Annotated in this window: 19 protein-coding genes; 6 read left to right on the top strand and 13 right to left on the bottom strand. The window is 72.6% G+C overall.

Annotated elements, in window-relative coordinates:
* Window positions 1-27: 27 nt before the first annotated feature.
* The 8 genes from BU52_RS35965 to BU52_RS21270 form a co-directional block, all read right to left on the bottom strand.
* The gene (locus BU52_RS35965) at window positions 28-336 is read right to left on the bottom strand and encodes a hypothetical protein (protein WP_200881236.1); all 309 of its coding nucleotides are present in this window, start codon (window positions 334-336) and stop codon (window positions 28-30) included.
* Between the two features lie 432 nt (window positions 337-768).
* Window positions 769-1,551, bottom strand: a complete 783-nt coding sequence (locus BU52_RS21300; protein ID WP_037936765.1) for an enoyl-CoA hydratase/isomerase family protein — start codon at window positions 1,549-1,551, stop codon at window positions 769-771.
* Window positions 1,548-2,813, bottom strand: a complete 1,266-nt coding sequence (locus tag BU52_RS21295; RefSeq protein WP_037936764.1) for a cytochrome P450 — start codon at window positions 2,811-2,813, stop codon at window positions 1,548-1,550. The genes BU52_RS21300 and BU52_RS21295 overlap by 4 nt, the downstream gene beginning before the upstream one ends.
* 103 nt (window positions 2,814-2,916) lie before the next feature.
* Complete coding sequence (locus BU52_RS21290) at window positions 2,917-4,260, bottom strand: cytochrome P450 family protein (RefSeq protein WP_200881234.1); 1,344 nt, start codon at window positions 4,258-4,260, stop codon at window positions 2,917-2,919.
* Window positions 4,261-4,318: 58 nt separating this feature from the next.
* On the bottom strand, window positions 4,319-4,921 hold the full coding sequence (locus BU52_RS21285) for a GTP-binding protein (RefSeq protein ID WP_037936760.1): 603 nt from the start codon (window positions 4,919-4,921) through the stop codon (window positions 4,319-4,321).
* Window positions 4,896-5,270, bottom strand: coding sequence for a DUF742 domain-containing protein (locus tag BU52_RS21280; RefSeq protein ID WP_037936759.1), 375 nt, complete (start codon window positions 5,268-5,270; stop codon window positions 4,896-4,898). Before BU52_RS21280 ends, BU52_RS21285 begins: the two co-directional genes overlap by 26 nt.
* Entirely contained in the window at window positions 5,267-5,668 is a 402-nt protein-coding gene (locus BU52_RS21275; RefSeq protein ID WP_037936756.1) for a roadblock/LC7 domain-containing protein, read from the bottom strand. The genes BU52_RS21280 and BU52_RS21275 overlap by 4 nt, the downstream gene beginning before the upstream one ends.
* Window positions 5,665-6,870 (bottom strand): ATP-binding protein, encoded by a 1,206-nt coding sequence (locus tag BU52_RS21270; protein ID WP_200881233.1) that lies wholly within the window; start codon window positions 6,868-6,870, stop codon window positions 5,665-5,667. Before BU52_RS21270 ends, BU52_RS21275 begins: the two co-directional genes overlap by 4 nt.
* A gap of 502 nt (window positions 6,871-7,372) precedes the next feature.
* Between BU52_RS21270 and BU52_RS21265 the strand changes: the two genes are divergently transcribed.
* Entirely contained in the window at window positions 7,373-8,068 is a 696-nt protein-coding gene (locus BU52_RS21265) for a response regulator (RefSeq protein WP_037936755.1), read from the top strand.
* Between the two features lie 25 nt (window positions 8,069-8,093).
* Here the strand turns inward: BU52_RS21265 and BU52_RS21260 are convergent, their stop codons facing one another.
* From BU52_RS21260 to BU52_RS21240, 5 genes are read right to left on the bottom strand one after another with little or no spacing between them, the layout of a single operon-like run.
* Window positions 8,094-8,699: a vitamin K epoxide reductase family protein gene (locus BU52_RS21260; RefSeq protein ID WP_051858421.1), complete on the bottom strand. Its 606-nt coding sequence runs from the start codon at window positions 8,697-8,699 to the stop codon at window positions 8,094-8,096.
* Complete coding sequence (gene narI, locus BU52_RS21255) at window positions 8,696-9,388, bottom strand: respiratory nitrate reductase subunit gamma (protein ID WP_037936754.1); 693 nt, start codon at window positions 9,386-9,388, stop codon at window positions 8,696-8,698. The genes BU52_RS21260 and narI overlap by 4 nt, the downstream gene beginning before the upstream one ends.
* Window positions 9,385-10,164, bottom strand: a complete 780-nt coding sequence (gene narJ / locus BU52_RS21250) for a nitrate reductase molybdenum cofactor assembly chaperone (protein WP_037936753.1) — start codon at window positions 10,162-10,164, stop codon at window positions 9,385-9,387. Before narJ ends, narI begins: the two co-directional genes overlap by 4 nt.
* A 56-nt stretch (window positions 10,165-10,220) precedes the next feature.
* A complete protein-coding gene (gene narH / locus BU52_RS21245) occupies window positions 10,221-11,789 on the bottom strand; it encodes a nitrate reductase subunit beta (protein WP_037936752.1) in 1,569 nt (522 codons plus the stop codon).
* A 1-nt stretch (window position 11,790) separates the two neighbouring features.
* Window positions 11,791-15,492 carry a nitrate reductase subunit alpha gene (locus BU52_RS21240; protein ID WP_037936751.1) on the bottom strand — a complete coding sequence of 1,234 codons (3,702 nt, stop codon included), beginning with the start codon at window positions 15,490-15,492 and terminating at the stop codon, window positions 11,791-11,793.
* A gap of 638 nt (window positions 15,493-16,130) precedes the next feature.
* Between BU52_RS21240 and BU52_RS21235 the strand changes: the two genes are divergently transcribed.
* The 5 genes from BU52_RS21235 to BU52_RS21215 all read left to right on the top strand — a co-directional run bounded on the left by BU52_RS21235 (window position 16,131) and on the right by BU52_RS21215 (window position 20,699).
* Window positions 16,131-16,697, top strand: coding sequence for a hemerythrin domain-containing protein (locus BU52_RS21235; RefSeq protein WP_051858420.1), 567 nt, complete (start codon window positions 16,131-16,133; stop codon window positions 16,695-16,697).
* Window positions 16,694-17,194, top strand: coding sequence for a hypothetical protein (locus BU52_RS34890; protein ID WP_051858418.1), 501 nt, complete (start codon window positions 16,694-16,696; stop codon window positions 17,192-17,194). Before BU52_RS21235 ends, BU52_RS34890 begins: the two co-directional genes overlap by 4 nt.
* Before the next feature lie 360 nt (window positions 17,195-17,554).
* Window positions 17,555-18,835, top strand: coding sequence for a TIGR04053 family radical SAM/SPASM domain-containing protein (locus BU52_RS21225; RefSeq protein ID WP_235216386.1), 1,281 nt, complete (start codon window positions 17,555-17,557; stop codon window positions 18,833-18,835).
* A complete protein-coding gene (locus BU52_RS21220) occupies window positions 18,832-20,253 on the top strand; it encodes a multicopper oxidase domain-containing protein (protein ID WP_051858414.1) in 1,422 nt (473 codons plus the stop codon). Before BU52_RS21225 ends, BU52_RS21220 begins: the two co-directional genes overlap by 4 nt.
* The gene (locus tag BU52_RS21215; protein WP_200881231.1) at window positions 20,253-20,699 is read left to right on the top strand and encodes a hypothetical protein; all 447 of its coding nucleotides are present in this window, start codon (window positions 20,253-20,255) and stop codon (window positions 20,697-20,699) included. The genes BU52_RS21220 and BU52_RS21215 overlap by 1 nt, the downstream gene beginning before the upstream one ends.
* Window positions 20,700-20,882 lie beyond the last annotated feature (183 nt).

Here is a 20,882-nt window from a genome sequence, read left to right as displayed (position 1 = left end):
CGGTGGAACGTCCACCCGTCCAGGGCCTCAAAGTCCTAGGGTGGGGCGAGGGGGTTGGCCGGCAGACGCCGGCACCTCGTCGGCCCGCACGGCGGACTCGTGGAGCGTCTTGCAGAACGGCTTCTCCTGCAGGGCGACGTCCAGGCGCCACAGGCGGGACAGCTCCCGGTTGACGGTGCCGGCGTCCATCTCATCCGCCCGCGCCGCCGGCACCTCGGGCAGCGCCGGGTCGTCCGTCGTGGTGACGGGGAAGACGGGCGGCTTCGCGCCCCGGCGGGCGGGCCCGGTCGGCGCGGGTTCACCGGCGAGCATCCCCCCCCACGTCGTCAGCGACATCCGGTGGATCCGCGCGGAGGATTTCGCGACGCCCGCGCCGGTGAGGTACCGCTGGACCGCCGCGGTGTACGACGCGGGCGCGCACTGCCGCGGTAGATGCGTGCACCTCGCCTGCGGCGGCTGGAGCACCCACCACAGGTCGCAACGATCACGGTAGGGGGCCGCCGGAAGGCAACAGTCCGATAGGCCGACCTCGAAGCGGAACAGGCGCTACCGCCAGCCGCTGCGCCTCGGCCCGAGCGCCCAGTCCAGCCCTGAACCACCGTCATGCCGTGCCGGTCGTACAGGCGGGGGGCTCCGGTGGTGTTCTCCGTGTCCACGCCGAGGCCGACGGTGTCCCGGCCAAGGGTCGGGCTGCGGAGCCCGCCGCGCAACGTCCTTTTCCGGGGGGGACGGGCCGACCCGTCCCCCCGTCGCGTGACGGACCCGGGCTCAGCGGGCGTGGCGTTGTTCGGTGAGGACCGCCGTCAGGAGTTCGGGATCGAAGACCGAGACGTCGGCGAGACGGGTGGGGGCGGCGAGGGAGTTGAGCAGCGCCTTGGTGACCCGCATGGCGGAGGCCGGGCGGCGCAGGACGGGCTTGGCCCATGCCATGACGGCGGCGTCGAGCGCCTCCGGCGGCACGACCCTGTGCAGGACCGACAGGCCGAGGGCCTCCTGGGCGTCGAACACCCGCGCGGTGAGGATCAGCTCCCGCACGCGGGCCACGCCCACCTCGCTGATCAGGCGGGGGAGCAGCCCGCCCCAGGTGGGCGGCACTCCCAGGGCGACTTCGGGCAGCCGGAAGGTGGCGGTGTCGACGCCCACGCGCAGATCGCAGGCGAGCGCGAGGCCGACACCGGCGCCGACGGCCCTGCCCTGGACGCGGGCGATGGTGACGGCCAGGTTGGTGGTGAGCGCCTCGCACACCCGCAGGGCCTTCGCACCGGAGACGCGGATGCCGCCCCCGGTGGGATCGTCCTCGAAGTGCCGGGGGAACTCGCGCCGGTCGCCGCCGAGGCAGAACTCCTCCCCGGCGGCGGCCAGCACCAGGACCCGTACCGACGGGTCCTGCTCGTCGAGGACGGTGAGGAGGTCGTCCAGCATGGTGTCGCTGACGGCGTTGCCCTCCTCGGGGAGGTTCAGCTCGACGGTGAGGAGAGGACCCTGCCGGTAGGTGCGCAGCGTCTTGAGTATCCGGTCGGCGGGGAGCGCGGCGAGGGGCTGGGCGTTCATGTCGTCACCTTCAGGGAAGTGATACGGCGGAAGACGAGGCGGGAGTTGTCGTAGGAGGGGGGCCCGACCGGCCGGAGGGTGGGGAAGCGCTCCAGCACCTGGGCGATCGCCTCCCGCGCCTCGAAGCGCGCGAGGGCCGCGCCGAGGCAGTAGTGGGGGCCGCTGCCGAACGTGATGTGGCCGCCCCCGCGCAGGATGTCGAAGACGTGCGGGTCCGGGTTGCGGCGCGGGTCGTGGGCCGCCGAACCGTACAGGATGTGGACGGTGGTGTCCTTGGCGATGGGCGTGCCGGCGAGGACGGTGTCGTCGGCGGCCACATGGGAGTTGAGCCAGACCGGGGGGTCGTAGCGCAGGGTCTCCTCCACCAGGTCCTCGATGTGCTCCGGGTGGGCCCGCAGCCAGTCCGCACGGGCGGGTTCTTCGGTGGCGAACCGCACCGCGTTGGTCAGCAGCACCGCGCTCGTCTCCAGTGACGCGATGGTGATGAACATCGTCAGGTGATAGATCACCCGGGCCGCGGCAGCCGGGTCGTGCGGGTACTGGGCGTCCCAGTGGTGGATCCAGCCGGTGAGGACATCGTTGCCAGGGTGCGCCCGCCGGTCGCGGATCAACTCGCCGAAAAACTCCCGCATCTCCAGCGTCGCCCGGCCCGCCAGCGCCAGTTGCTCCTTGGTGGGCAGCAACTCCTGGGCGTACGCCTGCCGGTGGGCGAAGTCCAGGATGTGCGCGTGGTGCTCCTCGGGGATGCCGAGCCACTCACCGACCGTACGGACGGGGAGGAGTTCGGCGACCGTACGGACGAAGTCGGCCTCGCCGTCGGCACGCAGGCGTTCCTCCAGGTCGTCCAGGAGGCCGGAGACGAGCGCGGCGATCCGCGGACGCATGCCCTCCAGGGTGGCGCGGTCGAACGGGTTGCCCAGGGCACGGCGCTGGCAGGTGTGGGTCGGGGCGTTGATGCGGGACAGGGTGCCCGTCAGCTCCTGGGTGGCCGGCTCCTGCCAGCGCCTCGGGTCGGGCTGCCGCTCCTGCCAGGCGAAGTCGGGCACGAGCCAGTTCCTGCCGCGCAGGACCTGGCTGCATGCCTCGAACGAGGTCACGAAGTAGGCGCCCCAGGGGGCGCGTACGACGTCCCCCAGGGCGCGTAGCCCCTCCCAGACGGGCAGGGGATCGGTCTGTCCTTCGGCCGAACGCAGGTGGCGGAGGAGAGAGATGACGGCTCGGCGGTCGTTGATGGTCCCGCGTATGTCGCCAACGGCGGTCACGTGGAGCTCCTTAGGCTGGACGCTACCGTTACCGACGGAACCTACCCCTCCACCTGCCTGCGTCATGTGTCGTTGCGTGTTGTACCTGTCACATGCCGTGCCGTCAGACACGGAAGATGTCCAGGAAACTGCTCCAGAACCCCTTCCTTCGCGCCGGGTCCTGCCGGGCCGGTCCGGACGCGGCCGCCGGCATGGGCTGCGCACCCGGTGCCGCGGTCCGGTCCCGGAGCGCGGCCGCCGTACGGGTGGCCGGAGTGGGACTGAACGTCACGGGCAGCGCGACCAGTGAACGGTGGAACGGCCCGGGCCGCCACTCGAGTTCCTTCTCCGGCACGGCCAGGGTGAGGTCGGGCAGCGCGTTGAGCACCCGCTCGATCGCGGTGGTCGCGATGACCTGCGCCGGGTCCTTCGCGGGGCAGGCGTGAGGTCCCGCGCCCCACGCCAGGTGGGCGCCCTTGCTGTGCGCGCGGCGGGCCTCCTCCAGGGCGGGGTCGCCGTTGGCGCCCGCGAAGGAGATGACGACCGGGGTGTTCGCCTCCGCGACATGACCGCCGAGGTCGACGTCCTGCACCGGGTAGTGGGTGGCGTAGTTGGCGATCGGCGTCTGGTTCCACAGCACGTGATCGAGCGCTTCCTCGATCAGCATGCCGCTCTGCCGGCCGCCGGACCCGGACAGCAGCAGCATCAGGGTGCTGCTGATGAGGCTGCGCTCGGGTTCGATGCCGGCACCCATCAGCAGCACCAGCTGGTCCTTGAGCTCCTCGTCGGTCAGCCCGGCCGGGTGCTGGATCAGCCAGGAGGTGACGTCGTCACCGGGCTGGCGCCGCTTGAGCGCGATCAGCTCCATCAGGCAGGCGGTGAGGTCCTCGTTCGCGCGCAGCGCGTCCTTGCCGTCGAAGATCGCCGACATGGAGGTGGTGATGGTGTCACCGATGTCCGCCGGGCAGCCGAACAGCTTGTTGAACAGCAGCAGCGGCAGCAGCTTGGCGTAGTCGCTGAGCAGATCGGCCCGGCCCCGCTCGCTGAACCGGTCGATCAGGTAGTCGGCGATCGGCTCGACGTCACGGCGGATCCGCGTGGTGTTGAGCCGGGCCAGGCTGTCCACCACGGCCTTGCGCAGCCGCAGGTGCACGGCGCCGTCGGTGAACAGGCAGCTGGGCCGGTACGCCATCATCGGCAGCACCGGGCTGTCCAGACCTATGCTGCCCTCGTTCAGGGCCTTCCAGCGGCGGGCGTCACGGGCGAACAGCTCCGTGTTCTGCAGCACCCGCAGCGCCATCTCGTGCTCGACGACCAGGGTGGCGTCCACACCGGGGGCGAGTTCGACCGGACCGGCCGGGGCGTGTGCGCGCAACCGGTCGTAGACCTGGTGGGGGTCGGTGGCGAACGCGGCGTCGTGCATGGGGCATCTGCCGGAGGCAGGCGCGGATGGGGAGTGAGGATCCATGAGGTCTTCCTTGTTGATCCGGGGAGCCGGGTCCCCGGGCCGGGCGGAGGCGAGGAGGTCAGGCCGCCCGCTCGAGCAGGTGCCGCACCAGCGCGATCAGCGCCTTTGCGGACGACTGCTGGTCGCGGGCGTCGCAGTAGACGACGGGGGTGTCAGGGAGCAGGTCGAGCGCCTCGCGCACCTCCGCCTCGCTGTAGGTGGCGGCCGGGTCGAAGCAGTTGACGGCGATGGCGTACTCCAGGCCGTAGCGCTCGACGAGGTCGATGACGGGGAAGGTCTCCTCCAGCCGCGCCGGGTCGACCAGGAGCAGCGCTCCGAGCGCACCGCGCGCCATGTCCTCCCACAACTGCATGAACCGCTGCTGTCCCGGGGTGCCGAACAGGTACAGCACCAGGTCGTCGCTCAGGGTGAGACGGCCGAAGTCCAGGGCGACCGTCGTGGTGGTCTTGTCCGTGACGCCCCGGAGGTCGTCGATGTGGACGGACGCCTGGGTCATCTTCTCCTCGGTGCGCAGCGGAGTGATCTCCGAGAGCGAGCCGATGAAAGTCGTCTTGCCCACGGCGAAGTGCCCGACGACGAGGATCTTGGCGGCGTTGGTCACCGCGCTGGAGACGTAGATGGACTTCTGGGCCGTCTCAGCCGATGAGGGATTGGAGTCCATTCAGAACCTTCTCGAGGGTCGCTCTGTCAACGTTCTGGGCCCGGGGAGGCTCGGCCCTGCGCAGCAGGTGCCCCTGTTCCGATAAATCGGTGAGCAGCAGCCGGGCCACCCCGACGGGCAGGCCGAGGTGGCCCGCCACCTCGGCGACCGACAGGTAGCCACCCGCGCACAGCTCCCAGATCGCCCTGACCTCGGGACCGGCTCCCAGCGGAAGCGTCCGCTCGGGAGCCAGGGTGACCAGGGTGTGCAGCGCCAGTTCGTCGGAGGAGGGCAGGTCACGCCCGCCGGTGATGACGTAGGAGCGGACGAAGTCACTGGTGACGGGTGCTTCCTCGCCGGGCGTGGTCATGCGCCGGCACCATGCTCGGAGCGCGGCGCCACGCTCATCGCCTTGCTCAGCGCCGTCACCGTCTTCTGCATGCGGAACGACATGGCTTCCATGTCGACGTCCAGCGCCGCCGAGACCGCGAGGTAGGCACCCTGCCCCGCGGCGATCAGGAAGATCCAGCCGCCGTCGTACTCCAGCAGCGTCTGCTTCCAGATGCCGTGCCCGGCGCCCACGAAGCCGGCGACCGCCCGGCTGAGGGACTGCATGGAGCTCATCGCGGCGGCGTTGGTCTCCGCGTCGTCGCGTGAGATGTCGTCCGAACGCTGCAGCAGCAGGCCGTCACCCGAGACGAGGACCGCGTGGCGGGCTCCACGCACCTCGAGCACGTCGTTCAGCACCCACGACAGGTCGGTGTTCACTGGTGGTCAGGTCCTTCCGTGGTGTTCGTGGTCCGTCCGAGCTGGGTGCCGCGCGCGAACGCCCCCAGGCGCGACGCGGTCACCTCACCGGCCGACTCGGACGTCTGCTCGTCGATGGCGGGCTCCGGGGCCGGCACCACCGAGATGGGCCCCTGACGCCGACGGCGCTTGGGCAGCCCGCCGGATGTCGTGCCCACCACGTGAGACGGGCCCACCGGGACGGGGGCCAGCCGCTGCGGCGCGCTCTCCTGGCTCTCGGCCGCGGGCTCCCGCACCGGTTCGGCGGGGGCGGCGGCCTCGGCCGCCAGAAGACTTTCCGGCACTCGGATCACTGCACGCACTCCGCCGTAGGGGGACACCGAACCGACGGAGACGGCGAAGCCGTACCGCGCGGCGAGCATGCCGCACACCGCGAACCCGAACCGCGGCGGGTCACCGAGACCGGTGATGTCGACCGGGCCGTCAGCGGACAGCAGGGCCGCCGCACGGTCCTTGGTCTCCTGATCCATGCCCAGACCGGCGTCGTCGACGATGAAGCACACGCCCGTCGGCACGGCCTGGATGTTGACCTCGACCGGGGTACCCGGCGCGCTGTAGGTGGTGGCGTTGTCGAGCAGTTCGGCCAGCACCACGGCGACCGGCTCCACCGCCTTGCTGGAGACGGCCACACTGACCTGGGCGTGGATGCTGACCCGGTTGAAGTCCTTGATACGGCCCTGGGCGCTGCGAGCCACGTCGTAGACGGTCGCCAGGCCCTCGCGCCGCCCCAGCCACCCGCCGCACAGCACCGAGATGCCCTTGGCCCGGCGGCTGAACTGGCTGCCGGTGTGGTCCACGGACATCAGGTCCGCGAGGACCTCGGTGTCGTTGCCGTACTTCTTCAGCAGCCCGTCGAGCAGCAGCTGCTGTTCCTCGGCGAGCGACTGCAGCGTGCCCATCGCCGACTTCAGTACGGCCTTGGTGGCCGACTCCGCGTCGGCGCGGACGTCGGCGAGGTCACCGCGGTGCTGGGAGTCCAGAGCCGCGATGTGTCCCTGGAGCTGGTCGATACGGCCCTGGGCCTGGCCCAGCCCCGTCTCCAGGTCGTTCTTCGTTCTTCGGAGCGCCAGGTTGGTTCTCCGGGCCCGCTGCACTGCGAAGACCGCAGCGAGGAGCACCACAAGCAGGATCCACAGCAGTGGATCCTCGATCAATGACGTCATGAGACTCTCTTCAAGTCGCATCGCGCCGGGAGTGCGGGAGGACCGCGCGTCCGCGGATCGACTCCGGCCGTCGGACGGCACGGATCCACGGGCGGACCAAGCCTCAACTCCTCAGCGATGGGGCCTTAGAGACTGTCCCCCGTACGCGTTCATGACGCGCCGCCAGCCTACTGAAAGTTCGATGATCTTAACAGCTCGGCGACTGCAACACGCCTGCCCCGCGAGACACTTGACTTCTCTCACGAGACCCACACACCCGGGCGTGAATCGGGCAGGCAGCTGAACGGCGGGCGACCGCGGACCTCACCCCGCAACGGAGGCGGAGGACCGCTCCCGGGCAGCGCGACGGCGCGGGAACGTCACTCCGGGTGGCCGACGGACCGGCACGGGGTAGCCGTAGGGTCGGAACCGGGGACATCAGGGCCGACCGGCCCTGGCCACACGGCCCCGGACCGGCGAGTATCCTCCCGGGAGCAGTGCACGCGGAGAACAGGAGCATGCGATGGCGGACGGCGAGCAGCCCGGCCCCGACAACCCGATCCGGGTCTTCCTGCTGGACGACCACGAGGTGGTCAGGCGCGGGGTGCACGACCTGCTGAACGACGAGCCCGACATCACCGTGGTCGGCGAGGCCGCCACCGCGGAGCAGGCCCTCGTCCGCGTCCCCGCGCTGCGTCCCCAGGTCGCGGTCCTCGACGTCCGGCTGCCCGACGGGGACGGGGTGAGCGTGTGCCGCGAGCTGCGCTCGGCCATGCCCGACCTGGCCTGCCTGATGCTGACCTCGTTCGACGACGAGGAGGCGCTGCTGGACTCGATCATGGCCGGCGCGTCCGGTTACGTGCTCAAGCAGATCCGGGGCTCCGACCTGGTGACGGCCGTCCGCACGGTGGCCCGGGGACAGTCGCTGCTCGACGCGAACGCCACCACCAAGCTGATGGCCCGGCTGCGCGGCGGCCAGCAGAAGGAGGAGGAGCAGCCGGACGCGCTGCCGGGGCTGACCGACCGGGAGCGGGAGATCCTCGCGCTGATCGGTGAGGGGCTGACCAACCGGCAGATCGGCCAGCGGCTGTACCTGGCCGAGAAGACGGTGAAGAACCACATCTCCCGGCTGCTGGCCAAGCTCGGTGTGGAGCGTCGCATCCAGGCCGCCGTGATCGCCACCGAGGCCCGGGACCGCCTGCGGCAGGAGGGTCACTGACCCGTGACGGCGGCCCCGGCCCCCCTCACAGCAAGCTGCTCCAGTACGTCCAGAAGCGGGTCAGCACCAGCAGGACGATGACGCCGTACCAGCCCGCCAGGAGCAGCCAGTGGCTCTCCAGCACCAGCTGGGCGGCGCCACGGGCACGGCGCGGCACGGGGATGATGCCGCGCCGTCCGTTGTGCAGGGTCACGTACCAGAACAGTGCGATGGTCACGACCCAGACGACGGCGCAGTACGGGCACAGGCGGTTCAGCTCGTACAGCGACTGCCAGATCAGCCAGTGCACGAAACCGACCGCCGCCAGCGCCCCGCCGTTCAGGGCGAGCCACAGCGCCCGGTGCAGCCGCGCACCCGTCAGCACGGCCGTGCCGAGGGCGGCCACCACCGCGAACGCGCCGAGCCCGAGCAGCATGTTGGGAAACCCCAGCAGGTTTCCCTGCTCGCTCGCCATGGCACTGCCGCAGCCCACCACCGGACCGACGTCGCACGACGGCCGGTAGGCCGGATCCCGGAGCAGACGCCAGTCGTCGACCGTCAGGCGGAAGGACGCCAGCCAGCCCACGGCACCGGTCACCGTCATGAGCCATCCGATGCCCCGTTCCGGCGCGGTGGCCGCCACGGCGCTCATGCGGCGCGCCGCCGCCGGTAGACCACGTAGGGGCGGACCAGGTAGCCGACCGGGGCGCTCCACACGTGGACGAGACGGGTGAACGGCCAGGCGGCGAAGAGCAGACAGGCCGTGAGGGCGTGGAGCTGGAACAGCAGCGGGGCACCGGCGATCGCCCCGGGTTCGGGCGCCAGGGTGAACAGACCGCGGAACCACACGGAGACGGTGGAGCGGTAGTCGTAACCGGCGCCGAAGACGTTGTGGGCGGCGGTGGCGGTGATGCCCAGCAGCACGGTCGCGGACAGCAGGGGGAAGAGCACCTTGTCACTGCGGTCCGTGCGGAGCCGGATCCGGGGGCTCAGCAGCCGGCGGGCGCACAGCATGCCGAGTCCGACGACCATGGCGATCCCGGCGACCGAGCCCGCCCACACGGCGGTGGTGTGGTAGGCGTGCTCGTCGATGCCCGCCGCCTCCGTCCAGGAGGCCGGCACGGCGAGGCCCACGACGTGTCCGGCGATCACCATGAACGCGCCGAGGTGGAACAGCGGGCTGCCCCAGCGCAGCCAGCGGTGCTCCAGGAGCTGGCTGGTGCGGGAGGTCCACCCGAACTGGTCCTGCCGGTACCGCCAGACGTGCCCGACGGCGAAGACCGCGAGGCATATGTAGGGAACGGCGACCCACAGGAGCAGGTCCGCTGCGGAGGTGTTCATCGACGGGCTTCCTGACGGGTCGGGGCGGACGGCGGGACGAGGGTGGGCGGGGCCTGCCCGGGCGGCACGAAGGTGTCCGGCGGCGCGAACTCGCCCGCTCCGTAGGGGTCGAGCCCGACCTCCTCGTCGGGCGGGCCCTGCGCGGCCAGCTCGGCGACCGCCCGCAGATCGGCCTCGGTCGGCGGCGGCAGCAGCTCGGTCAGCGCGGCGAACACGTGCCGGTAGGGAGAGTCCGCGTCGGTCAGGGCGCGGTGGATCAGTTCGATGCCGCGCCGGTGCTGGCGCAGCGGGGCCTCGCCCCGGCCGGGACCGGTCAGCGCGGCGAACTCCAGGACCACCGGGAGGTGGTCGGGCAGCTCGCCGCCGTCGGTGTCCCAGCCGGCGGCACGGTACCGCTGGGCCAGGGTGAGCAGGGCCATGCCCCGTCGGCGCGTGTCACCGTGCAGGTAGTAGGTGAGGTAGAGGCTGCTGCGGCGGCGCAGGTCGAACGTCTCGACGTAGGTCCGCTCCAGGGCCTCCGTCTCCTCGCCGGTGAACCAGGCGGTGAACTCGGCCAGGTGCCCGGCCGCGGACGACGGCGGCAGCGCCGCGACGGTGCTCGTGATCACCGGGCGGGCGGCGGTGAGCTCGGCGTCGGGATACTGCAGCAGCAGCGACATCAGCCGCAGCAGCAGCGCCCGCTGCTCCGCCTCCTCGGGGGTGAGCGGTACGGGCCGGGCCGGGCGGGGGGCCCGGGCCGGGCGGCGCAGAGCGGCCCGCACCCTGGCGCGGACCATCCCGGGCACGGACGGCGGTCCCCCCGGGCGCTGGGCACTGGGGGAGGGCAGCGGGGTCACGGTCGGCCTCCGGCGGGGGTCTCGGGGGAGCGGCGGCGCAGGGTGGGGATGCCGAGCATCACGCGGCGGCCGTCGGAGGGCGCCGGGTCGCCGGAGGACTCGACGGGGCAGCGGTTCTCCATGGCGGTGAGCGCGGCGGCGTCCTCCTTGTGGGCGGCGGGGACGACGTAGCGGTCGTCGTACTTGGCGACGGCGAGCAGCCGGTGCAGGTCCTCCGCCTCCCGCGCGGTCAGCCCGACCGCCTTGAGCACCGCCTCGTCGCCCTCCTCGCCCAGGGTGCGCTCACGCATGTACGAGCGGAGCGCGGTGAGCTTCATCAGCACGCCGCCGACCACGTCGGTGTCCCCGGCGCTGAACAGCTCCGCCAGATACTCCAGGGGGATGCGCAGCCGGGTGACGGCGGCGAAGACATGGTCGGGATCGTCCTGGTTGCCACCGGCCGCGTCGACCGCGTCGAGCACCGGGGAGAGCGGGGGCACGTACCAGACCATCGGCAGCGTGCGGTACTCCGGGTGCAGCGGCAGCGCCACCTTGTACTTCGACACCAGGGCGTACACCGGGGAACGGCGGGCCGCCTCCAGCCAGTCCTCCGGTATGCCCGACTCCCGCGCGGCGGCGATGACACGGGGGTCGGACGGGTCGAGGAAGACCCCGCGCTGGGCGTCCAGCAGGTCCTTCTCGTCGGGCGTGGCCGCCGCCTCGCCGACGCGGTCGGCGTCGTACAGCAGCAGACCGAGGTAGCGCAGCCGCCCGACGCAGGTCTCGGAGCAGACGGTGGGCTGCCCGGCCTCGATGCGCGGGAAGCAGAAGGTGCACTTCTCGGCCTTGCCGGTGGCGTGGTTGACATACACCTTCTTGTACGGGCACGCCGTCACGCACATCCGCCAGCCGCGGCACTTGTCCTGGTCGACCAGGACGATGCCGTCCTCCACCCGCTTGTACATCGCACCGGACGGGCAGGCCGACACACAGGCCGGGTTGAGGCAGTGCTCGCACAGCCGGGGGAGGTGGAAGAGGAAGGTCTGCTCGAACTCGAACTTGACCTTCTCGGCCCACTCACCGCTGAGGTTGGGGTCGCCGCCGGCGTTCTCGGGGGCGCCGCCCAGGCCGTCCTCCCAGTTGGCGCCCCAGGTGATCTCGGTGGGCTTGCCGGTGAGGACCGAGCGGGGCCGGGCGACGGGCATGTCGGGCCCGGCGGGGGCGCTGATGAGGTTGTCGTAGTCGTAGGTGACCGGCTCGTAGTAGTCCTCGAGGGACGGCAGGTCGGGGTTGGAGAACAGTGACAGCAGCCGCTTGACCCGGCCGCCGGAGCGCAGGACCAGACGCCCGCGCCGGTCGAGCATCCAGCCGCCCTTCCACTGTTCCTGGTCCTCGTAGCGGCGGGGGTAGCCGACGCCGGGCTTGGTCTCGACGTTGTTGAACCAGGCGTACTCGACACCGGTGCGGTTGGTCCACGTCTGCTTGCAGGTGACGGAGCAGGTGTGGCAGCCGATGCACTTGTCGAGGTTCATCACCATCGCGATCTGGGCCATCACTCGTCCGACAGGGGCTTCGCCACGGGGCATGTCAGTACTCCACTTGCTGGCTGCGACGGCGGATGACGGTGACCTCGTCCCGCTGGTTGCCGGTCGGGCCGTAGTAGTTGAAGGCGTAGGTGAACTGCGCGTAGCCGCCGGCGAGATGGGTCGGCTTGAGCAGCAGGCGGGTCAGTGAGTTGTGCATGCCGCCGCGCTTGCCGCTGACCTCGGTCTTCGGCACGTTCACGTTGCGGTCCTGGGCGTGGTACATGTACACGGTCCCCTCGGGCATCCGGTGGGTGACCACGGCCCGGCAGGCGACGACGCCGTTGCGGTTGTAGGCCTCGATCCACTCGTTGTCCTTGACGCCGATCTTCCCGGCGTCCTCCAGCGACATCCAGATGACCGGGCCGCCGCGGGACAGGTCGAGCATGTACTTGTTGTCCTGGTAGTTGGAGTGGATGGACCACTTCGAGTGCGGGGTCAGGTAGCGGACCGTGACCTCGGCCCGCCCGTCCTCGTGCAGGTGCTCGTCGCCGTAGTGCCGCGGGGTGTTCAGCGGCGGCCGGTAGACGGGCAGTTGTTCCCCCAGCTCGGCCATCCAGTCGTGCTGGACGAAGAAGTGCTGGCGGCCGGTGAGGGTGTGCCAGGGCTTCTTGTGCTCGGTGTTGATGACGAAGGGCGAGTAGCGCCGGCCCCCGGTCTCCGAGCCCGACCACTCGTAGGAGGTGATCACGGAGCGGGGCTGCGCACGGGTGTCGGCGAAGGTGATCCGTTCGGCCTCGCGCTCGGCGGACAGTTCCACCAGCCCCTCGCTGCCGGTCTGCCGCTCCAGCTCACGGAAGCCCTCCGTGGCCAGGCGGCCGTTGGTGGTGCCGGACAGGGCGAGGATCGCCTCGCACATGTCGGAGGCGGTGGCCAGCGACGGCCGGCCGGCGCCCACGCCGTCCCGGACCGTCCCGCAGCGGTGCCGCAGATCCTCGATCTCCCGGTCGGGGTGGACGGTGACGCCCTTGGTGGTGGTGCCCAGCGTGTCGAGGAGCGGACCGATGGCCCGCATCTTCTGGGCGGTGGCCGCGTAGTCCCGCTCGACGACCACCAGCTTGGGCATGGTGCGCCCGGGGACCGGCTCGCACTCGCCGGTCTTCCAGTCCCGCACCACCCCGCCGGGCTGGGCGAGTTCGTCGGGGGTGTCGTGCGTCAGCGGTACCGCGAGGACGTCGGTGCGCCTGCCCAGGTGTCCGGCGGCCAGCTCGCTGAACCGGTCGGCGATGGTGAGGAAGGTGTCGTAGTCGGTGCGGGACTGCCAGGGCGGGGCGATGGCGGGGGTGAAGGCGTGCACGAAGGGGTGCATGTCCGTGCTGGACAGGTCGTCCTTCTCGTACCAGGTCGCGGCCGGCAGGACGACGTCGGAGAGCAGACCGGTGGAGGTCATCCGGAAGTCCATGGTGACCAGCAGGTCGAGCTTGCCCTCGGGCGCCTCGTCCCGCCAGACCACCTCCTGCGGGCGCTTCCCGGGCGGGGTCTCCTCGGAGCGGACGGCGGCGTCCGTGCCCAGCAGGTGCCGCAGGAAGTACTCGTTGCCCTTGCCGGAGGAGCCCAGCAGGTTCGCCCGCCACACCGTCAGCACCCGGGGGAAGTTGGCCGGGTCGTCGGGGTCCTCGGCGGCGAACCGCAGCCGCCCCGACTTCAGTTCGTCCACGATGTGCTCGGCGACCGGGCGCCCCCGCTCCGCCGCCTCGTCCGCCAGGTCGAGGGGGTTGCGGTTGAAGCCGGGGTGACCGGGCGTCCAGCCCAGCCGCACGGCCTGCGCCAGGCAGTCGGCGAACCCCTTGCCCGCGAACCGCCCCGTGCCCAGCGGGGAGGCCAGCTCGTCGGGACCGAACGCCTCGTACCGCCACTGGTCGGAGTTGAGGTACCAGTAGGAGGTGCCGGTCATGTGCCGGGTGGGCCGCTGCCAGTCGAAGGCGAACGCCAGGTGCTGGAAGCCGGTGAGCGGGCGGACCTTCTCCTGGCCGACGTAGTGTGCCCAGCCGCCGCCGTTGACGCCCTGGCAACCGGTCATGGTGGTCAGCGCCAGGAACGCCCGGTAGATGGTGTCGGAGTGGAACCAGTGGTTGGTGCCGGCCCCCAGGGCGATCATGGAACGGCCGCCTGTGCGCTCGGCGTTGCGGGCGAACTCCCGGGCGATCCGGGCCGCCTGCTGGGCCGGCACGGACGTGATGGTCTCCTGCCAGGCCGGGGTGTACGGCTCGTCGGCGTCGTCGTACGAGGACGGCCAGCTGCCCGGCATGCCCGGCCGCTCCACGCCGTACTGGGCCAGCATCAGGTCGAAGACGGTGGTGACCGTGCGCCCGCCGATCCGGCGGACCGGCACCCCGCGGACCATGGTCGTACCGCCCTCGGTGGCGCCCTCGTCGAAGCGGGGCAGCACCAGCTCGGCCGTCCCCTCGGCCCGCTCCAGCAGCGTCAGCTCAGGAGTCACCTCGCCGAGGTCGAGGTTCCAGCGGCCCTGCTCCTCCTTCGCCCAGCGGAAGCCGAGCGAGCCGTTCGGCACGACCGGCTCGCCCGTGGCCGAGTCGATCAGGACCGTCTTGGATCCGGCGTTCTCCTCCTCGTGCCCGAGGTCGGCGGCGCTCAGGAACCCGTCCGGCACGAGACGGCCGTCCGTGTGCTCGCGCAGGGTGACCAGGAACGGCGCGTCGGTGAACTTCCGCAGGTAGTCCCGGAAGTAGGGCACCTCGCGGTCGACGAGGAACTCGCGCAGGACGACATGGCCCATGGCCATCGCCAGCGCGCCGTCCGTGCCCGGGTGCGGGGACATCCACTCGTCGGCGTGCTTGACGTTGTCGGCGTAGTCGGGGCTGACCGCGACGACCTTGGTGCCGTTGTAGCGGGTCTCGGTCAGGAAGTGCGCGTCGGGCGTGCGGGTGACCGGGATGTTGGACCCCCACATGATCAGGTAACCGGCGTTCCACCAGTCCGCGGCCTCCGGCACGTCGGTCTGGTCGCCGAAGACCTGCGGGGAGGCGATGGGCAGGTCGGCGTACCAGTCGTAGAACGACAGCAGGGTGCCGCCGATCAGCGACATGAACCGGGAGCCGGCCGCGAAGGACGCCATCGACATCGCCGGGATCGGGGAGAAACCGGTGACGCGGTCCGGTCCGTATTCCTTGATGGTGTGCACATGGGCGGCGGCGACCAGCTCGGCCACCTCGTCCCAGTCGGCCCGCACCAGTCCGCCCTTGCCGCGCGCCCGCTTGTAGGCGCGGGCCTTCGCCGGGTCACCGGTGATCTCCGCCCACGCCGCCACCGGGTCACCGAGCCGCTTGCGGGCCTCGCGCCACAGCTTCAGCAGGGCGCCGCGCACATACGGGTAGCGGACCCGGCTGGGGGAGTAGGTGTACCAGGAGAACGACGCCCCGCGCGGGCAGCCGCGCGGCTCGTACTCGGGGCAGTCGGTGCCGATCGACGGGTAGTCGGTGGCCTGGTGCTCCCAGGTGATGATGCCGTCCTTGACGTACACCATCCAGGAGCAGGAGCCGGTGCAGTTGACGCCGTGGGTGGAGCGCACCACCTTGTCGTGGGACCAGCGGTCCCGGTAGAAGCCCTCCCACTTCGGGTCGCCCTCGCCGAAGACCGCACGTCCGTCGGACGAGACCTCCCGGCGGTTCAGCAGTCTGCGCGCGGCCAGTGGCCAGGTCCCCGGAGCCGGCTCGTGCCCCCGGCGTGCGCTCTGATCGTTCTCCATGGTCAGGAACCTAGGTTTCCGCCGTGGGGGCGGCCTTGGGCCGAACGGCCCCGGTCACCCGTCCTACCGGCCCGGCCTCGGGCCGCGTGTCCGGGACCAGGGCCCGGGACCCCCTGAGCGGAGGGCTGGGCCGGCCCCGCGGCCACCCGGTGACCTCCGGCGGCCCGCGGGGCGGCCACCGCCCGGCGCCCGTGGCGGTGCCGCGCCGTCCGCCGCTTGGGCCCAAGTGCCCACTCCACCAGAGCCGTCCGGCCCCGATCCGGACCGGCGGGCGGGGACCGGCCGGCACCCCCGCGGGCCCGCACGGCCCAGGCGGCGGACGGGCGGGGCGGGTGATGCTGGGGCGTGACGGGCCGGGAGGCGAACAGGCCGTCACGTCACCCTGTCCGGTCACGTCGTCTCGTACCACGGGCCGGGGAGCAGGCGTGGCGAGCTCCCCGGACCGGTCACCGTCCGGCCGTTCCTCAGTCACGGCCGGACCCGCGGTCCACCGCGTCCCCGGCCGGCGTCCACCCGTGCCGGCCGCCCGCTGAGCCGGGCCTGCGTCAGGGACGTGGTGGACCGCACGCCCTCCGCCGCGCCGCCCGTTCCCACCCGCACCGGTCGCCCGGCCGGTCACGAACCGCTGGAGACACCTCATGAGTGCTCCCACCCTCGCGTCGTCCGCCGAGGACGCCGCGGCGCTCGAAGCGGCCGAGGCCCGGCACGCCCGCACGGCCGGGGAACTGGCCGGCCGTGTGGCGCTCCTGACCACCGCCGCGAGGTGCGACGCGCACGCGGCCGAGAAGCTCCGCACGGGCCTCGTGGCCTTCTGCGAGCGGGAACTGCTGCCGCACGCGGCCGCCGAGGAGGCCGCCCTCCACCCGGTCGCCCGGACCATGCCCGACGCCCGACTGCTCATGGTGAGCCTGGCCGCCGAGCACCGCTGCATCGCCGGTCTGGTGGACGCGGTGCGCGCGGCCGCCTCCCCGGCGGACGCGGCGGCCCACGCCCTGGCCCTTCAGGTCTTCTTCGAGGAACACACCGCCAAGGAGAACGGCCTTGTCCTGCCCCTCCTGGCCATGGCACCCGGGGTCCGTCTGGCCGCGCTGCTGGACGACCTGCACGACCGCCTGACACCGCCCGCGCCGCCCGGCGCGGGCCGTACCGCCCACGACACGCGGAACGACGGCACACACCCGAGACCGAAGGACGACACGCGATGAACGACGCGCCCCGCCGAGCCGGCGCCCTGATCGGGCTGACCGGCCTCGCCCTGGGAACCGCCGGGCCGGTGATGCTGCTGCGCGGCCGCAGCGGACGCCGGGAGATACGGGCGGAACTGGCCGCGCAGAGGATCACCTTCCCCCACCACGGCCTGCCCGAGCCCCTCGCGCGCTTCGCGGGCCGCCCCGTGCGGACCGGCGGTGAGGCCCACGCCTACGCCGAACTCATCAAGGACCATCTCACCCGGGCCACCGGGGGCCGCACCTACGCGGAGATCACCGACGAACTGCACACCGGCGGGGGCGACCCCGACAAGCTCGCCGAGCTGCGTCGGACCGCGTTCATGGGCGAGACCCTGCGGGCCTCCCTGCTGTCCGCCTACCAGGCGTGGCACCTCACCACCCTCGTCACCGGACTCGGCGCCCTGCTGACCGGTACCGGCGCCGCCCTCGTCGCCACGGCGAACGCCCTGGGAGCGGACCGGCGCCACGCCTGAACGCGCCCGGCGACTCCCGCGCCGCCCCGGGCCGCGACCAGCGGTCCGGGGCGGCGCACGCCTGCGCCGGAGGTCGGCCGGTCCCGCCGCGGACCCGCCCGGGAGGGACCAACGGCCCACCGGACCGGGACCGGTCGGCCGGGGCGCCGCCCGGCCCGGTGCGACAGGCTGACACCGACCGACCCGGAGGTGTCCCGTGTACAACCGCAACCAGCATGCGTGCGGCCGTTTCCCCCGCCGATCCCCGTCACGGATGCTGCACGCGGTCCGGACCGGTCACCGTGCGGCGGCCCGGGCCGTCTGTGCCGGCTCCCGAGCCGCCGGACGCACGCCCCACACCTGCGTGGGACGGAGGACCCGGTGAGCGGCGCACGCGCGATCCGGCGGCAGCACCAGGACGTGGACGACCGGCCGTTCATCGTCATCTGGGAATCCACCCGCGCCTGCCCGCTGGCCTGCCTGCACTGCCGGGCCGAGGCCGTCCCCGACCGCGACCCGCGCGAGCTGGACACGGCCGCCGCCAAGGATCTGCTGCGCCAGGTCGCCGCGTTCGGCCGGCCCGCCCCGCTGTTCGTCATCACCGGCGGCGATCCGTTCCAGCGTCCCGACCTGAACGAGCTGATCGGGTACGGGGAGGAGGTGGGCGTCCGTGTCGCCGTGTCGCCGTCCGGCACCCCGACGCTCACACCGCGGCGGCTGCGGGAGGTGCACGACGCCGGAGCGGTCGGGCTCTCGCTCAGCCTGGACGGGTCCACCGCCGCGCTGCACGACGGCTTCCGCGGTGTGCCCGGCGTGTACCGGTGGACGCTGGACGCCTGGGACGCCGCCCGGGCCCTGGGCATGAAGGTGCAGATCAACACCACGGTCGCCCGGCACAACCTGCACGACCTGCCGGACATCGTGCGCCTGGTCCGCGACCACGGGGCGATGCTGTGGAGCGCCTTCTTCCTGGTGCCCACCGGGCGCGGCCGGCAGCTCGGTGAACTGACCCCCGCCGAGACCGAGGACGTCCTGAACTTCGTGTACGACGTCGGGCTGACCGTGCCCGCCAAGACCACCGAGGCCCACCACTTCCGCCGGGTCGCGCTCCAGCGCACGGTCCTCGCGGACACCGGTGACGACCACGTGGCGGTCATGGGGCTCGGCCCGCTCTACCAGCGACTGCGCGAGCGTTCCGCCGCGCTGGGCCTGGAGTCCGGGGGCCGGCGGGCCAGGCGGCCCCCGCTGGACGTCAACGCGGCCCGCGGCTTCGTCTTCGTGTCGCACACCGGCACCGTGCACCCCAGCGGGTTCCTGCCCCTGGGCGCGGGCAGTGTGCGCACCCGTCCCCTGGCCGAGATCTACCGCTCCTCGGAGCTGTTCACCGGCCTGCGGGACGCCGACGGGCTGGGCGGCCGGTGCGGGCGGTGCGAGTTCCGCCGGGTCTGCGGCGGATCCCGGTCCCGCGCCTACGGCGTGACCGGCGACCCGTACGCCGAGGAACCCTGGTGCGGCTACCGGCCCGGTTCCTTCCCGTACCAGCAGGAACTGGCGGCACTGCTCTCCGGCAGCGGGACCGCCGGGCCGCACGGGCCCGACGGCCCGGGCACCGGCCTTCCCGCCGTCCCGCACCCCCGCGCCGAGGACCGAGGAGCACCGTGACCGGCAAGCAGGACGGGTCCGCACCCGCCGGCGCGGGCGGCCCCGCCCGCCGGCCCGCCCTGCTGGGCACGGCGGCCGGCGCCGTACTGACCGTACTGGCCGTGCTCGCCGCCAACAGCGGCGGCGGGACCGGTGATCCCGCGGTCGCCGCGGGCACGGGGGCCGGGGGCACCACCGTCACACGGACCGTCGAGGTGACCCTGGCGGGCATGCGCGTCCGCCCCGCCCGCATCGAGGTCGCCGAGGGCACCGCCCTGCGCCTGAAGGTCACCAACACCGACGCCGTGCGCCACGACCTCAAGGTGGAGGACGGGCCCGCCACCCCGCTGCTCACCCGCGGCCAGAGCCGTACCCTCGACCTCGGGACGGTCACCGGGGACCGCGAGGCGTGGTGCACCCTGCCCGGGCACCGCGCGGCCGGCATGACGCTGGACATCGTCGTCCGCGACACCGGCGCCGGCTCCGCCCACCGGGCGGCCGGGGACGCGCACGGCGACTCCACCGACGGCGGGCACGGCGGCCACTCCGCGCCCGGCGGCGGCACCGGCCCGGACCTCGGCGCCGACTTCTCCCGGGGCTGGCGCGAGCGCACCGCCGACCTCGCCCCCGCCCCCGGCGGGCGCCTTCACAAGGTGGAGCTGCGCGCCGCCCACACCACGGCCGAGGTCGCCCCCGGCGTGAAACAGCAGATGTGGACCTTCGGCGGCACCGCCCCCGGCCCCACCCTGCGTGGCAGGGTCGGCGACGTCTTCGAGATCACCCTGGTCAACGACGACGAGGGCATGGGCCACGGCATCGACTTCCACGCCGGCTCGCTTGCCCCCGACCGGCCCATGCGCACCCTCGAGCCCGGCGAACGCCTGGTCTACCGGTTCCGCGCGGAGCGGGCCGGAGCCTGGCTGTACCACTGCAGCACCGCCCCCATGCTCCAGCACATCGGCAACGGCATGTACGGCGCCGTCGTCATCGACCCGCCGGATCTGAGGAAGGTGGACCACGAATACCTCCTGGTCTCCTCCGCGCTCTACCTGGGCCCCCCGGGCAGCACCGCCCAGGTGGCCAAGATGCGCGAGGGCACGCCCGACGCCTGGGTCTTCAACGGTGCCGCCGCCCAATACGCCAAGCGGCCCCTGACCGTGAAGGCCGGGGACCGGGCCCGGTTCTGGGTGGTCGACGCCGGACCGAGCGACCCCGTCGCCTTCCACATCGTGGGGACCGTCTTCGACACGGTGTACAAGGAGGGCGCCTACCTGCTGACGCCCGGCCGGCCGGGCGGGGCGCAGGTGCTGGACCTGGCCCCCGCCCAGGGCGGGTTCGTCGAGACCACGTTCCCCGAGGCCGGGCACTACGCCTTCGTCGACCATGACATGCGGCACGCCGAGGCCGGGGCGCACGGCACGGTGGAGGTGACCCGGTAGTGGACACGGTGGGACTCTGGTCCCTGGTGCGGTTCGCGCATGTGGCCGGTGCCGCGCTGTGGGTCGGGGGACAGCTGGCCCTGTCGCTGGTGATCCTGCCGCTCGCCAGGCGTCTGCTCGGCCCCGAGGCCAAGGACCGCTTCACCGCCGAGGCGGGACGCCGGTTCGGGATGCTCACCGGGGCGCTGTTCCTGCCGGTGCAGCTCGGCACGGGTGTCGCGATGGCCTGGCACAAGGGCGTCACCTGGGCGTCGCTCGCCGAACCCGGCTACGGCCGCACCCTGGCGGCCAAACTCGCCCTGTTCGCCGTGGTCATGGCCGCCGCGGCCGCGCATGGCATCGCCCACGCGCGCCACCGCGCCGACCTGGCACGGGCCCTCGCCGTCGTCTCGCTCGTCGGCTCACTCGGCGTCGTCCTCCTCGCCACCGCCCTGCCGGCCACGTAGCACGTCCCGGGCAGGGGCCGGCGAGGCGCCGCCGCCCCGTCCCGCGTCCCGATCCGCACGTCACCCCCGGGTCCGCTCGGCACTGGGCGATGGGCCGGGTGGCCCTCGTCGCGCGCGGGGCGGTGCCGGAGGGTGGGGATCAAGGACAGTCCTCCTCCACCCCCGAGTTCCCGCACAGCGAGG

This window comes from Streptomyces toyocaensis (assembly GCF_000725125.1).
Lineage (GTDB): Bacteria > Actinomycetota > Actinomycetes > Streptomycetales > Streptomycetaceae > Streptomyces > Streptomyces toyocaensis.
The sequence above is the reverse complement of the archived record's forward strand: the minus strand, read 5'-3'. Positions and strand labels throughout refer to the sequence as shown.